The organism is Winogradskyella sp. SYSU M77433, assembly GCF_029911945.1.
Taxonomy (GTDB): domain Bacteria; phylum Bacteroidota; class Bacteroidia; order Flavobacteriales; family Flavobacteriaceae; genus Winogradskyella.
This window is the reverse complement of record NZ_JARYTG010000007.1, coordinates 104,882-118,566: the sequence shown is the minus strand read 5'-3', so window position 1 is coordinate 118,566 and position 13,685 is coordinate 104,882. Positions and strand designations below refer to the sequence as shown.

General features: G+C 31.3%; 12 protein-coding genes. 3 read left to right on the top strand and 9 right to left on the bottom strand.

Translation table 11 applies throughout. The features are described 5' to 3' along the window. Positions 1 to 5 precede the first annotated feature (5 nt). The 5 genes from QGM60_RS14540 to QGM60_RS14520 all read right to left on the bottom strand — a co-directional run bounded on the left by QGM60_RS14540 (position 6) and on the right by QGM60_RS14520 (position 4,179). On the bottom strand, positions 6 to 968 hold the full coding sequence (locus QGM60_RS14540; RefSeq protein ID WP_281140977.1) for a hypothetical protein: 963 nt from the start codon (positions 966 to 968) through the stop codon (positions 6 to 8). A gap of 1 nt (position 969) precedes the next feature. Then, a complete protein-coding gene (locus QGM60_RS14535; protein WP_281140976.1) occupies positions 970 to 2,418 on the bottom strand; it encodes an MBOAT family O-acyltransferase in 1,449 nt (482 codons plus the stop codon). A 149-nt stretch (positions 2,419 to 2,567) separates the two neighbouring features. Then, positions 2,568 to 3,353 (bottom strand): TerC family protein, encoded by a 786-nt coding sequence (locus tag QGM60_RS14530; protein WP_281140975.1) that lies wholly within the window; start codon positions 3,351 to 3,353, stop codon positions 2,568 to 2,570. Positions 3,354 to 3,359: 6 nt separating this feature from the next. Further along, positions 3,360 to 3,746: a hypothetical protein gene (locus QGM60_RS14525; RefSeq protein WP_281140974.1), complete on the bottom strand. Its 387-nt coding sequence runs from the start codon at positions 3,744 to 3,746 to the stop codon at positions 3,360 to 3,362. 40 nt (positions 3,747 to 3,786) lie between these two features. Beyond that, the gene (locus tag QGM60_RS14520; protein ID WP_281140973.1) at positions 3,787 to 4,179 is read right to left on the bottom strand and encodes a helix-turn-helix transcriptional regulator; all 393 of its coding nucleotides are present in this window, start codon (positions 4,177 to 4,179) and stop codon (positions 3,787 to 3,789) included. 303 nt (positions 4,180 to 4,482) lie between these two features. Between QGM60_RS14520 and QGM60_RS14515 the strand changes: the two genes are divergently transcribed. After that, positions 4,483 to 5,625 (top strand): M14 family metallopeptidase, encoded by a 1,143-nt coding sequence (locus tag QGM60_RS14515; RefSeq protein ID WP_281140972.1) that lies wholly within the window; start codon positions 4,483 to 4,485, stop codon positions 5,623 to 5,625. Between the two features lie 74 nt (positions 5,626 to 5,699). Continuing rightward, positions 5,700 to 6,179 carry a winged helix-turn-helix transcriptional regulator gene (locus QGM60_RS14510; protein WP_281140971.1) on the top strand — a complete coding sequence of 160 codons (480 nt, stop codon included), beginning with the start codon at positions 5,700 to 5,702 and terminating at the stop codon, positions 6,177 to 6,179. Positions 6,180 to 6,231: 52 nt separating this feature from the next. Here the strand turns inward: QGM60_RS14510 and aroB are convergent, their stop codons facing one another. After that, positions 6,232 to 7,305 carry a 3-dehydroquinate synthase gene (gene aroB / locus QGM60_RS14505; protein ID WP_281140970.1) on the bottom strand — a complete coding sequence of 358 codons (1,074 nt, stop codon included), beginning with the start codon at positions 7,303 to 7,305 and terminating at the stop codon, positions 6,232 to 6,234. 97 nt (positions 7,306 to 7,402) lie between these two features. Here aroB and QGM60_RS14500 point away from each other — a divergent pair, with 97 nt between their 5' ends. After that, on the top strand, positions 7,403 to 8,575 hold the full coding sequence (locus tag QGM60_RS14500) for a proline dehydrogenase family protein (protein WP_281140969.1): 1,173 nt from the start codon (positions 7,403 to 7,405) through the stop codon (positions 8,573 to 8,575). Positions 8,576 to 8,611: 36 nt separating this feature from the next. On the opposite strand, the gene QGM60_RS14495 is transcribed toward QGM60_RS14500, so the two are convergent. From QGM60_RS14495 to QGM60_RS14485, 3 genes are read right to left on the bottom strand one after another with little or no spacing between them, the layout of a single operon-like run. Then, entirely contained in the window at positions 8,612 to 10,981 is a 2,370-nt protein-coding gene (locus QGM60_RS14495) for a polysaccharide biosynthesis tyrosine autokinase (protein WP_281140968.1), read from the bottom strand. A 21-nt stretch (positions 10,982 to 11,002) separates the two neighbouring features. Continuing rightward, positions 11,003 to 11,779, bottom strand: a complete 777-nt coding sequence (locus QGM60_RS14490) for a polysaccharide biosynthesis/export family protein (protein WP_281140967.1) — start codon at positions 11,777 to 11,779, stop codon at positions 11,003 to 11,005. A gap of 38 nt (positions 11,780 to 11,817) precedes the next feature. Continuing rightward, positions 11,818 to 13,656: a nucleoside-diphosphate sugar epimerase/dehydratase gene (locus tag QGM60_RS14485; protein WP_348634910.1), complete on the bottom strand. Its 1,839-nt coding sequence runs from the start codon at positions 13,654 to 13,656 to the stop codon at positions 11,818 to 11,820. Between the last annotated feature and the right edge of the window lie 29 nt (positions 13,657 to 13,685).

The following is a 13,685-nucleotide window of genomic DNA, read 5'->3' as shown; positions in this document are numbered from 1 at the left end:
GAAAGTTAAAAATTAGGTTTAACCTGTTTTAAATTAAAATTTAAAATAGCTTTGTCAATCATTTCTTGTTTGTTGTCTGTAGTTAAAATATTATTTTCTATTAATTCATTCAACAGTTTACTGAACTGTAAAGACCCTTTGTAGTTTAGATGGTGTAAGTCTAAATAATACTTATTTGGAAATTTCATATTGTCAAAATCCAATAATTCAACATCGTTAAATTGAGTTTTTAGCACTTTTTGGTAAATAGATTCATTGCCTAAGTCAGCATATAATTCATGTTGAGGACTTCTAATTAAAAAAATATCTACATTATTTTTTCTACACTCATCAATCATTTTTCTTAAATATTTGAGATTGACATTGGAAACTACATGATTTTTAGAAATACTAGAATTAAAATCTTTTTTAGCAATTAAATCATCAACTTTACTAAGTTTAGATTCTGTGTATCCACCAAAATCATCAATCAAACTATAATCACTTCTCAAAATTCTATATAGATTTTTTCTTGTAGCAATCGAGTAGCTTGTAAATAAATCAGTAGGATTATTGTCCATCAATAAATTGAAATCTTCAGAACCTATATATGGGGAGTAATATTGAAGGTAAAAAGACATTTTTTCATAACCCCAAGTCCATTCATCCATTATGCTATCCACATTGTTATTGGTGAATTCGATGAGAACAGTTTTAATTTGACTATTTTCATTAATAATTTGCTTCAATTTTTGAAAATTATAAAAATAAGATTCGCCTGAAGAAGAGAGGTTAGACGTGTTTGAAAGAATTGAATCATTTACAGAGCACTGCGAGTGTGAGTGTCCTACAACTATCGTTGTGTTCTTTTTTGGTATTTTAAGATCGGCTCTAGATTTAATAGTCTCACTAGAGATCAACGCTAAGGCAATAATTACCAAGAAGGATAACGAAAGAAAAATTATTATTTTTTTTATGAGAATTTTCATGCTAAAATTGAAAATAAATAAATTCTTGTTCTTTACCGATAAATAAAAATATTAAGCAAACTATACTCACGTAAAAAGTCAACCTTAGACTTCTAGGCCAATTCAGTCCTAGCTTTTCAAGGCCATATTGCGTTTCTCTACCAATCCACTCAACCAATAATAAAAAGACTATGAGAATTAAAACCTCTCCTGCATGAGTCTTGTTTTCAAACTCAGGTATTGAGAATAAGTTGTTAGAGAATATTCCTTGTAAGTACTCTAAAGCGTGATTAATTGAGTTTGCTCTAAAAAACACCCAAGCCAACACTGTAAGACAAAAAGTAGAAATAATGCTTATCATATTTTTAAAAGATGGTAAGTATCTGTCTTGAGCTACAACTCCAATATTTGACCTGTTTCTTTTGGTTAGAAGCAAAGGAAGAAAATAAATAGCATTTAATCCGCCCCAAACTATGAAAGTCCAATTAGCACCATGCCAAAAACCGCTAACCAAAAATATAATAAAAGTATTTCTTACCTTCATTAAAGTGCCACCTTTACTACCGCCTAACGGAATGTACAGGTAATCCCTAAACCACGTTGAAAGTGATATATGCCAACGTCTCCAAAATTCAGCTATATCCCTTGAAAAATATGGAAATGCAAAATTTTGCTTTAAATCAAATCCGAATAACCTAGATGTGCCAATGGCTATATCTGAATAACCTGAAAAATCACCATATATTTGAAAAGTAAAAAATATTGCGCCAAGTAATAGTGTGCTTCCGTTGTACTCTGTGTGGTTATTAAAAAATTCATTTGCGAATTCGGCACAATTATCCGCTATGACCACCTTTTTAAACATGCCCCAAAGCATTTGACGTAACCCGTCTACGGCTTTGTTATATTCAAACTTTCTTTTTTTATAAAACTGAGGAAGCAAATTAGTAGCACGCTCGATAGGTCCTGCAACTAATTGAGGGAAAAAACTAACGAATGCAGAAAACGCAATAAAGTCTTTAGTAGGTTCAAGATTTCTTTTGTAGACATCAATTGTATAGCTTAACGTTTGAAATGTATAAAAACTAATACCAACAGGAAGAATGATTTTTAAAGAGTTAGCATGTAGTTCGTTACCAAAAAAAGTAAAGGCTGTTATTAGATTCTCTAGAAAAAAATTATAGTATTTAAAAAAGCCGAGAAAGCCTAGGTTTACTATAATACTTACCCATAAAAAGATTTTGCGTTTTTTTGAATTGTTCTCTTTAGATAAGGCAATTCCTATGGAATAATCTACTAGAGTGCTAAAAACAATTAACGAAAGAAATCTCCAATCCCACCAGCCATAGAAAACATAACTAGCTATTACAATTAAAAGATTCTGCAGCTTTAGATTTTTTTTAAAAACAAACCAGTATAATATAAAAACTACTGGTAAGAATACTGCGAAGTCTATTGAATTAAAAAGCATTAACTGAGAGTTTTATAGATTTGGGTTAGCAAAAACACGTTAATTTTTGTGAAATATAGTAAATACAAATTCCAGCGACCTAAAAAGTGCTTAAATTTTAGTTAAGCGGAATAAAAACAACGTTCTATAACTTTTAGGTAAGGTTTTAATTATTTCTTTTTAACCGTCTTGAAGTTCAAGAATTCAACAAATATTGAAAAAGCAATAGCGAAGTATAAGTAACCTTTTGGTATAGCGCCAACCGATTTTCCAAAAAATTCAGTATGAGAAAGATGTGCTGCTTCTGTGATTAGCATAAAGCCTATCAAAATTAAAAAGGCAAGACCTAATATTTGCATACTTGGATTGCGGTCTATAAACTTTCGGATTGGGTTTGCAAAACCAATCATAACAGCTATTGATATAATTACAGCAATAATCATAAGAACTAAAGTGTAATTATGATTTGGGTGTAATCCGTTTGTCATACCAACTGCGGTAAGGATAGAATCTATTGAGAAAATAAAATCGATGATTAAAATCTGTACAATGGCTTGTTTTAATGACTTTATGACTTTAGATTTCATGCTATCTTCATCATGTTTTGGAGATTCTACTTTCTCTCTTATTTCAGAAGTACTTTTGTATATTAGGAATAACCCTCCTAAAAACAATATCAAAGCTTGCCAACTTATAGCTAAATGTAGCCAATCGGTATCTATAGTGTAAAAAGGTTCGCTTAAGCCGATTAAGAAAGACACAAAAAACAAAAGCACTATACGCTGTACCATAGCTAAAAGCAGTCCTATATTGGTCGCTTTACTTCTTTGACTTTCGGGTAATTTGTTTGCTGCAATAGATATGAAGACTATATTGTCGATTCCTAAGATTATTTCTAAAAACGTTAGCGTTAACAAGGCCATGATGGCGTCTGAAGTAAGTAGGAAATCTAACATAGGTAATTAATCTATTTTTTTTGCTATACCTGTTTCTACGTGGATATCTCTATTAGCTTTTTTAATGGCGTGTTTGTATTCAAAAACGTAAGAGTCCTTTGTTGTAGAAAGGATTTTCATGTGGATAGGTTCTTTTTCTGATAAGCTATTAGGGTTCAATTTTTTTAGAATAAACTCACAATCATTGATCCATCTTACTGAAGAAGTATCAGCTTTACCGTCATAATAATCAATGCTCAAAGAGTCGTTACGAACAAATTTACCAGTTTTTTCAACTCCATCAATTATGTAATTAAATTGAAATGTGCCTGTTTTGAAATCCGCACAGTTACGTTCTGTATTGTAGCAGCTAGTAAAAATTAAGAGTATAAATATTGAATAAAAATTTCTCATCTAAAACCTTTGGGCAAAGATAATGAATCATGTATTTAAATTAAGGTTTGTAGCTTTTAAAAGTACCATCCTTATAAAAGATAACAATCTTTTCAATTTCTGAAGTAGTATTAGGTGTGGAATTTTGGGCAGAGATGTTATTCTCTGGCTCAGATATTTTTTTTACTGGCTGAATATCAGTTTTTATTTCTTCCTGAATTTTTTCGTTTCTAGGAAATTCACCTTTGCCATTTAAGAGCCAATACAATTCAACTTCAGGGTAGGTGTCAAGAATCTTCATTACAAAATCTAAGCTAGGTTTGTTTCTTCCAGATAGAATATGTGAAATACTGGAACGCTGAACTCCAATTTTTTCAGCAAAACCAGATGCGGTTTCGCCATAAAATTCTATGACTTTTTGGAGTCTTTCTGTAAATTTTAATGAGTTTATCATTGTAAACTTATGTCTTAGCTATTGAGGTGTTACAAAAGTAAACAATAAATGATTATTCTAATTAAAAGTGGCGTTAAAAGTTTAAAAAAATTTAAAATTACACTTTAATTAATAGTTTTTATTTACTGAATAACAGTATTTTAAGTGCATTAAAATTTATTTCAATTTTTGTCTGATATTTAATTGTAGCTATTGATGATTAATGTATATCTATTGTTCATTAATGTAAACATAATTCATATTTCAATTGTTTATATTTGTAAAAAAACAAATGATTACATTTGTAAACTAATGAAAAAGTAAATGAACATAACTGATTTATATACTATATATACTGACATAAAAGAGCAAGGTTTGTTTGGTAGGTATATCACAAATTCAAACATTGAAAAATGTTTAGATAAGCTTCCTAAAGCTCTAATAGAAACCATTGGATATTCGGTTGAGAAGCGACCGATTTATAAATTGCAATTTGGAACTGGTCCGAAAAAAGTATTGATGTGGTCACAGATGCACGGTAATGAATCAACAACTACTAAAGCACTTTTTGATTGTATCAATCTATTTCAAACCCAGAATGAGTTTTCTAAGAAGCTTCTAGAGTCTTGTACAATTGTTATGATTCCAATATTAAACCCAGATGGTGCTGAGCGTTATACTAGGGCAAATGCTAATGAGGTGGATATTAATAGGGATGCTCAAGACTTATCTCAACCAGAAAGTAATGTTTTAAGAGGTCTTTATGATGAATTTAAACCACATTATTGCTTCAATCTACATGGTCAGCGTACCATTTTTGGAGCCGGATCTACAGGTGTTTCTGCTACAATGTCATTTTTATCTCCTGCTGAGGATGAAAATCGGTCACTAACAGAGAACAGAAAAGTAGCTATGACAATAATATCTGATATAAATAATGAGCTTAAAGATTTAATTCCTAATGGGATTGGGCGTTATGATGACGGTTTTAACTTAAATTGCGTAGGTGATACATTCCAAAGCTTTGGAGTGCCAACGGTCTTATATGAAACAGGGCATTACCCAAATGATTATGATAGGGAAGGGGTGCGTAAACTAGCTTTTATAGCTATCCTTAAAGGAATTGAATCTATTATTGGTGGAGTTGATTCAGATAAATATGAAGACTACTTTAAAATCCCTGAAAACACTAAAACTTTTTATGACATAATTATTAGAAATGGTAGGATAAATAAAGGTGAAGAACGTTTTGATGTTGCTATACAATATAAAGAGTCTCTTAAAAATGGAAAAATTGATTTTATTCCGGTAGTGGAATCTATATCAGATTTAAATGCTTATTATGGTCATAAAGAAATTGATGCAAAAGGGGCTTTGGTAAAAAATGCAGAAAATTTGGAGCTAAAAGTGGGTTACGAAAACGTTTTCGTTTTGATAAATAATGAGAAAACGTCACTAAAAGCCTAAATTATTTCAATAATAATGATGATTTGTCAATAAAAAACTTTTATTTTTGCATTTATATTAAAGATTAATCAATTATGGCAAAGTTTAAATTAGACGAAGTAGACCACCAAATTTTGGATATGCTTATAGATAATACGCGTATTCCTTTTACAGATATAGCAAAAAAATTATTGATTTCAGCAGGTACTGTTCACGTACGTGTAAAGAAAATGGAGGAAGCAGGTATTATCAAAGGTTCCTCATTAACATTAGATTATAAAAAACTAGGATACTCTTTTATAGCTTACGTTGGAGTTTTCCTTCAGAATACATCACAAACTAAATTTGTTTTAGAGCGTATTAATGATATTCCTTACGTAACTGTTGCTCATATTACAACAGGAAAATTCAACATTTTCTGTAAGATTAGAGCGAAAGATACCATGCATGCCAAAGAAATCATCTTTAAGTTAGATGATATTGATGGAGTTTACAGAACGGAAACAATGATTTCCTTAGAAGAAAGTATTAATGACAAAAAACGTTTAATGCATACTATATTTAATGAATTATAGTATTGTAAAGCAATAAATAAAAAAGCCCTTGAGTAATCAAGGGCTTTTTTATTTAAAGTTTAGAGTAATATTCAAAAGCTTTTATAATTATATCATTTTCTACAATACAGTCTATTTTAGGTTGACCTATATCTTCTAATAGAACAAATTTCACAATTCCATGACTATTCTTTTTATCATGCTTCAGTAGTCTTATAATTATATTTTGATCATTAACAGTAATATTTGTAGTTAAAAAAGTTTTTAAAACCCCTTCTGTAATAATCTTTAAATTTTCTTCGCTAAGATTGCTAATCTCTGTGGATATGTATGCCTCTAATATCATTCCAATAGCTATAGCTTCTCCATGTAGTAGAGGTGTTTTATCTGCATTTTCTAAAAAGTAGCTTTCAATAGCATGACCTAGCGTATGTCCGAAATTTAGAATCTTTCTCATACCTTTTTCGGTAGGATCTTCACTTACTACTTTGTTTTTTATGGCAACTGATTCGTAAATCAATCTATCTAATTCAGAAAAATCCATACCTTCGAGATGTGTTAAGGTATGCCAATAATCTTTATCGAATATTAAACCATGCTTTAGCATTTCGGCAAAACCAGAAATCATTTCTTTTTGAGGTAGTGTATTTAGAAAGGCGGTGTCAATCCCAACCATTTCCCCTTCATTAATAATCCCTACTTGATTTTTAAGTACACCTAAGTCAACTCCAGTTTTACCACCTACAGAAGCATCTACCATAGCTAAAAGTGTTGTTGGTATATTGATATAAGCAATACCTCTCATATATGTACTAGCTACAAAACCACCTAAGTCGGTAACAACTCCACCACCAAGATTAATCATAAGGCTTTTGCGGTCTGCACCATATTCTGATAATGCCTCCCAAACACCATTGCATATATCAATGGTTTTATGGTCTTCTCCGTCTGGCATTTCCATAACTTCAACAGTAATATTGTTAGATTCTAGACGCTCAAGAAATTGCGGTAAACAATATTCGTGAGTATTAGTATCTACAAGAATAAATATTTTTGAAGGATTTTGATTCTGTATGTATTTATTAAGTTCTGTATAAGTTTCAGAATTAAAGTAAACTACAGAATTTTTAGTTGATATAGAGTTCATTTGAAAAGCTATCTTAATTGATTGCGTTAAAATAGTTAGTTTTTTTAGAAATAAATAAGGCTTAGAATAAATATATTTGTAATAATAAATTAAGTTAATGATAGACCGCACTATTTTTGAAAATACGGAAACAGCTTTTGTTCTAAAATCTGATTCTGAGTTAGACCGAGCTTTCTTTTTGTTTAAAATGATTTCTTCTCAACCTTTGGTGAAAATAGGAACACTAGCTACCCAATTTGCATTTAAGGCCAATTTACCTGTTGAAGGTTTGATCAGAGCTACAGTTTTTGATCATTTCTGTGGTGGTGTAAATGAAGAAGATTGTCTAACCGTAATAGATAACCTCTACACTAAAGGAGTTAGTTCTGTTTTAGATTATTCGGTTGAAGGAAAAGAAACAGAAGCTCAGTTTGATAATGCAGTAGAAAAAATATTAAAGATTATTAATTTTTGTGATGAGCGAGAGGCAATGCCCATTGTAGTTTTTAAACCTACAGGTTTTGGAAGATTTCATTTGTATCATAAGAAAACTGAAGGTAAAGAATTTACAGAAGCAGAACAAGAGGAATGGGATAGGGTAGTAGACCGATATGATAAGGTTTGCAAACTAGCGAAAGAAAAAGATGTAGAGGTATTAATTGATGGTGAAGAAAGCTGGATGCAAGATGCAGCTGATGATTTAGTAGAAGAAATGATGAGACGCTACAATAAAGACGTTACAATCGTTTATAATACCTTACAAACCTATCGTTGGGATCGTTTAGATTACTTAAAACAACTACACGAGAGAGCCAAAAAAGAAGGTTTTAAGATAGGGATGAAGATAGTGCGAGGTGCTTATATGGAGAAGGAAAGAAACAGAGCAATAGAAAAAGGATATGATTCACCAATATGTGAAAGTAAAAAAGCGACGGATGATAATTTTAATGCTTCACTAACGTATATACTTGACAACTTGGGTGATCTTTCTATTTTTATTGGTACGCATAACGAGGCAAGTTGTTATTTAGCGATGGAAATAATGGAAAAGTATAATATTAGCAAGGAAGATAATAATGTTTGGTTTGGGCAACTTTACGGCATGAGTGATCATATTAGTTTTAATTTAGCAGCTCAAGGTTATAACGTGGCTAAATATATTCCTTTTGGGCCGGTAAAAGATGTTATGCCTTACTTAATAAGAAGAGCTGAAGAAAATACATCTGTAGCGGGACAAACCAACAGAGAGTTATCTTTGCTTAAAGAAGAAAAGAAACGTAGAAAACTATAAGTAAAAAGCCTTTCAAAACGAAAGGCTTTTTTATTATTACTTAGCAGAAAACTGATACCACTTTTTCTTTTTGTTTGGATTGTTTCCGTATCCATAACCGTAGCCATAGCCTTTCTTACCTTGTTTAACGCCATTTAACAACATGGTCATATTAGGTAGTCGTCTCTCATTATATAATGGTTGAGCGACGTGTACTAATTGTCGTTTATCAACACCATCAGCACTAACAACATACACAAACATATCTGCATGACCGGCAATTAGTAATGTATCACTTACTAATCCTACTGCAGAGGTGTCTGCTATAATATAGTCGTATTTACCATCAAAATACTTAAAAAGTTCATCAATTCTATTACTCATCAATAACTCCGAAGGGTTTGGAGGAATAGTTCCAGAAGGTATAATGTCTAGGTATTCATTGTCCTTATGTTTAAGTACAACTTCTTCAGGTTTAATTGACTTATCCGCAATAAAATCTGAAAGTCCTTTTTCCGGTTTGTCTTTAAGTTCAAGGTAATCCAGTATCTTAGGAACTCTAATGTCCATTTCAATCAATAAAACTGATTTCTCAGAAAAAGAAATTGAAGTTGCTAGATTGGTACTGGTATGTGACTTTCCCTCCTGAGCTTTAGTAGAGGTAATAAATAATTTTTTAGAACCTTCAACGTTGCGAAGCATAAAGTCTATGTTAGATCGTATTATTCTAAACGCTTCAGCTTTTGGTGAGTAGTCTACTTTCTTTACAAGCTTTTGTTTTTTTGATGTTTTAGGAACATCTCCTATGTAAGGAATATCTAAAATTTGAACTAAATCTTCTTTTCTGTATAGCTTGGTGTCTATTAAATCAGAAATATAGATTAAACCAATTGGTAAGCCTAAACCTAAAATAATAGAAGCGATATAGACCATCATCATATTTGGAGCTACTGGTCTGTGTGATGAGTAGGCTTTATCTATGATTTTAGCATTTGGTGTATACATTCCAAATCTAATAGCAGATTCTTCTCTTTTTTCGAGTAGGTAGAGGTAGAGAGATTCTTTTATATCTTGCTCTCTTTTGATGTCTCTAAATTGTCTTGCTTTAGTCGGTGCAGCATAAAGTTGACCGCTTATTCTGTTACTTTCGGTATTTAAGTTGTTTAGGGTTAACTCAGATGTCCTTTTCATACTCTCTAAAGAGTTCTGAAGGTTGGTTTTTAATGCGTTAATTTCATTGTTAAGTTGCATTACAACGGGATTCTTTTCACTAGAATTTCTTAATAATCTATCACGTTGTGCAACTAAATCATTATGACTTTTAACTACTTGAGCCGTATTGGCATCACCAATACCAATATCAGCAGGCAACATATCATTAATTCTATTCTCATCACTTATTTCTTCCTGGAGATAAGAAATCATCTGAATATTTGTAGAAGTGTTGGAAATTTGTTGTTCTATTTGTTTTCTCGCTTGTAAATTTAAATCTGTTTGGGAGCCAAGAGCTGTAAGATTATTTTGTTTTTGTACTAACTCAGCATTAGAGTCTACTTCACCTAATTCTTCAGAGACTACCTGCAGTCTATTATTTATAAAATCAGAAGTAGCTTTAACAACAGCTTCTTTATCTATTAGTACATCTTTATTATACTCTTTAATAAGTTGATTAAGAACGTCTACAGCTTTGTGCGAGTTGGTTTCATTTAAATCTAGTTTAATAATACTAGATCCATCAGCTGTAGAAATATTAATTTTTCTTTGGTAAGCATTAACAATCTGACTAACCGGTCTTATAGCTATTTTTAGTTTACTATTGATCATTGGGGCATGTTCCCCAACCTCAGGAGTGAGTACCATATCACCAAAACCAGTTTTGATACGTTCGCCAAATCTGTGAAGGACACCTTCAGAATCATCTCTTTCAATTAGAGATTTTCCTTCTTCTTTGAAAGCTAAGAATTCTGTTGGAGATTTTATTTTAATAAAAAGCGTAGTATCTACTCTGTTAATAATAGAGTCACTTTCAAAAAAACTAAGCTTAACGGGTGGGTTTAGATATAATTCTCTTTCCTTAATACTTCCTTGTGCAAAACAACTAATGTTTAGTTTTAGGTCTCTGACAGCATTCGCTATTAAAGTACGAGATTTTATAACCTCAATTTCATCCTTAATTTTATTAGTTCCATCAGAAAAAAGACCTCCACTAGAAATTTCTTCAATACTAGGTAGTTTTTGAGATTGTTTTTCATCTCTAATTTTAATAGTGGCAGAAGCACTATATTCATAAGTTGTATATCTGAGGTAGGTATAACCAAGAAATACAGCAACGATGAAACAAACTAAAAGGATTTTCCAATAAGAAAGGAATAATTCTAAGTTTTGTCTTATTTCATTAGACTGAAAAACAGGCTTACTTTTGTCCATAGACACTTAAATAAATATTGATTACTTAACTAAAAATATAGCTAAAATAGTAGTTAATGTACCAATAGCAGAAATTAAAACTGAATTATTCTGATTAAATGTAGAAGATCTAACTTTGGCTCTATTAGGCTCTACATAGATTACATCATTTTGTTGTAGATAATATGCAGGTGAGTTTACAGTATTCACTGATGTTAGGTCAAATTCTGCAAATTTCTTTACGCCATTTACTTCTCTTATTAACTTAACGTTTTGACGTTTTCCAAAGATTGTTAAGTCACTCGCAAGCCCAAGAGCTTCAACTAAAGTAATTCTCTCTTTTTGAATAGTGAATGTTCCTGGGTTTGACACTTCACCTAAAACGGTTATAGTGAAATTTGCTAACCTTACATTAACTATTGGATCTTTGGCGTACTCACTAATCCTATCAGTAAGATATTTGGTGAGTTCGGTACGTGTTAATCCAGCAACTTTTATTTTACCTAAAACAGGAAATTCAATATTACCCTCATAGTCTATTAGATATGTTTGAAGCTGAATATTTCCTTGAACATTAGTAGTATTAAGTGCATTACTTGAAGCAACTGTAAGGTTGAAAGGCGCTACAGTTTCTTGAACAAATGCAGAAACATTGATTGTAAGCAAATCATCAGTTTTGTAAATCAATTGTTCTGGAGTAGAAGTTTCTAATCCATCTTTCAGAAGTTCATCCTGAAAATAAACAATATTCTTTCTTGATGCACAAGAAGTAGCTAGTGCAATTGAGATTAGTGATATTAAAAGTAAACGGATTTTCATCTTCTGTTGTTTTAATTTAGTTTTTTAATTGAATAGAATTATTTTTTTGAATCTAAAACTTCATATGTGGAGTTGTTAGAAATGTATTCTGGAATTAGTGTTTTTATTGAAGATACTATTTCTAAAGGCTGAGTCAATGAATTCATGTTGGTTATTTTAATGATTTGTTTCTCAACATTTTCAGTATCAACGTATCTGGACTTAGCTATCATTATTTTTTCATGATATGTTTTCTTGGTGTTTTCACCGTCAGCTAAAAGTTCTTCATATATTTTCTCACCAGGTCTTAAGCCTGTAATTTTAATATCAATATCTTCAGGATAGCGTAATCCAGAAAGGATAATCATGTTGGTGGCAAGGTTGAATATTTTAATTGGTTCACCCATATCAAAAACATAAATCTCACCTCCATTACCCATGGCAGCAGCCTCTAACACAAGCTGACAAGCTTCTGGAATGGTCATAAAATAACGTGTAATTTCTTTATGAGTCACAGTAAGTGGACCACCTTTTTCAATTTGCTTTTTAAATAATGGTATTACTGATCCGTTTGAACCTAATACATTTCCAAATCTTGTTGTTATGAACTTGGTGTTTCCTTTACCCTTTAAACATGTAACATACAATTCGGCAATACGCTTTGTAGCACCCATTACGTTGGTTGGGTTTACAGCTTTATCTGTAGAAATTAAAACGAATTTATCCACACTATGTTTTACAGCTATATCAGCAACATTTCTTGTACCACCAATGTTAACACTAACAGCTTCATAAGGATTGTTTTCCATGAGAGGAACATGCTTATATGCTGCAGCATGAAAAACAATTTTTGGTTTATAAAGGTTAAAAATCTGATCTATTCTAGTTCTATTACGAACATCTGCTACAATAGCGTCTATGTTCTCTAAACCTTGTTGTCTGAATTCTTGTTGAATGTCATATAAAGCAGATTCAGCATTATCTATTAGGATAAGCTTTTTATAATTGTATAAACTAGCTTTTCTAGCAATTTCACTACCTATAGATCCTGCAGCACCTGTAACCAAGATAACTTTATTGTCATATTGTTCTTCAAGGGCTGGGTTTTTAATATTTATAGGTTCTCTGCCTAATAGGTCTTCTATTTTTACCTCTTTAATTTGGCCAACACTAAGGTCGCCATCTATCCAGTTTTGAACAGGAGGTACGATTTTTACTTTAAGACCAAGCGAAAATAAGTTACCTGTAATCTGTAATAGTCTTGAAGGATCAATATTCTGAATAGATATAATAACATCTTCTACATGATTCTTCTTGATAAAATCTCCATCAATAGAACTGATGTCATAAACTTTTAGAAGATTTATCTTCTTTCCTATTTTTCTTTCATCATCATCAATAAAGCCAACGACTTCAAAACTGTTTTTAGTATCGTTTTGAATAGCGTCATAAGTCAGCATCCCAGAGTTTCCAGCGCCAAATATTAGTACATTGGAAGTTGTTTGAGATTCTTGGGTAATATAATTGTAAATGGATTTTATAAATAATTTTGCTCCAATTAGAAATAAAATATTTAATAATAAATGGATATAAATTATCGATCCAGATATGTTTAAGATACTATCCTCACTAAGGAATTTTCGGCTCAAAAAAGTACAACAAATAAGTAGAGTTGCTAAGATATTAGCACCAATTATAATGTTCAATATATCTTTAAAACCTGTAAATCTAACAACACCTTTATATGATCCAACAGCAATAAGGCTTATCGCTGAAACTATAACTAAATATGGTATTTGCTCAAAAACAATTTTAAGATCAAAATCAATTTGAAAGTTGAATCGAATAAGATAAGCAAGGAAGAATGTTGCTATTATGATACATATATCAAATAGCAAGACTAGCCATTTCGAAGCATACTTTTGCG

Bases quoted from the DNA above. Each gene is read 5' to 3' on its own strand.
- QGM60_RS14490 (WP_281140967.1), bottom strand. From the start codon at position 11,779: ATGAAAATCCGTTTACTTTTAATATCACTAATCTCAATTGCACTAGCT.
- QGM60_RS14535 (WP_281140976.1), bottom strand. From the start codon at position 2,418: ATGCTTTTTAATTCAATAGACTTCGCAGTATTCTTACCAGTAGTTTTT.
- QGM60_RS14540 (WP_281140977.1), bottom strand. From the start codon at position 968: ATGAAAATTCTCATAAAAAAAATAATAATTTTTCTTTCGTTATCCTTC.
- aroB (WP_281140970.1), bottom strand. From the start codon at position 7,305: ATGAACTCTATATCAACTAAAAATTCTGTAGTTTACTTTAATTCTGAA.
- QGM60_RS14525 (WP_281140974.1), bottom strand. From the start codon at position 3,746: ATGAGAAATTTTTATTCAATATTTATACTCTTAATTTTTACTAGCTGC.
- QGM60_RS14500 (WP_281140969.1), top strand. From the start codon at position 7,403: ATGATAGACCGCACTATTTTTGAAAATACGGAAACAGCTTTTGTTCTA.
- QGM60_RS14495 (WP_281140968.1), bottom strand. From the start codon at position 10,981: ATGGACAAAAGTAAGCCTGTTTTTCAGTCTAATGAAATAAGACAAAAC.
- QGM60_RS14510 (WP_281140971.1), top strand. From the start codon at position 5,700: ATGGCAAAGTTTAAATTAGACGAAGTAGACCACCAAATTTTGGATATG.
- QGM60_RS14530 (WP_281140975.1), bottom strand. From the start codon at position 3,353: ATGTTAGATTTCCTACTTACTTCAGACGCCATCATGGCCTTGTTAACG.
- QGM60_RS14520 (WP_281140973.1), bottom strand. From the start codon at position 4,179: ATGATAAACTCATTAAAATTTACAGAAAGACTCCAAAAAGTCATAGAA.
- QGM60_RS14515 (WP_281140972.1), top strand. From the start codon at position 4,483: ATGAACATAACTGATTTATATACTATATATACTGACATAAAAGAGCAA.